This window comes from Catenibacterium sp. GCM10023432 (genome assembly GCF_042651925.1).
Classification (GTDB): Bacteria; Bacillota_I; Bacilli_A; order Erysipelotrichales; family Coprobacillaceae; genus Catenibacterium; species Catenibacterium mitsuoka.
The window spans coordinates 294-855 of record NZ_JBHSEB010000035.1 but is presented as its reverse complement, the minus strand read 5'-3'; the positions used below and the strand labels follow the sequence as shown (position 1 = coordinate 855).

Sequence of the window (562 nt, the reverse complement as noted above, 5' to 3'; positions counted from 1 at the left end):
TTCAATTTCTTCTCCAGTTTCTTCATCAAATGCATATTCTTTCTTGTCTAATGATTCAAATGGCTTCTTGCCATTTTCTGCTCTTTGTTCATTGATTTCTTCAAGTAATTCTTTTTCATATGCCTTGGCTACAATCTCTACTTCCCTATCTGTAGCTTTTCTAGAATTCGCATTAGCTTTTCTATGTGTGCCATCGCCAAAGACAGTAGTGGTATCAATAAAGCCGTTATCAATGCCGTGCTTGATGATATGATTAAAAATCTGGTCAAAGACTTCACTATCCTTGTATCTTCTCTGATAGTTCTTAGACCATGTAGAATAGTTTGGAACATCTTCATAAATGCTGATACCTAAAAACCATCTATAAGCTATATTGACCTTGATCTCTTCACAGGTCTTTCTCATAGAATTGATGCCGAATGTATAATTGATAAAAATCATTTTAAAAAGTATCACAGGGTGTTAAACCGCAAACTCTACCCATCTGATGACTGCAAATTATATTACCCTATATAATAATGTATTTTTATAGCGACCGCAGTTTATTTCAATCAATAAATCA

1 protein-coding gene is annotated in these 562 nt (G+C 33.5%); it reads right to left on the bottom strand.

Going from position 1 to position 562, the window contains the following annotated elements:
- Positions 1-456 (bottom strand): transposase (locus tag ACFOZZ_RS05045; RefSeq protein ID WP_376814848.1); only part of this gene is annotated, 456 nt, incomplete at its 3' end.
- Positions 457-562: the final 106 nt, after the last annotated feature.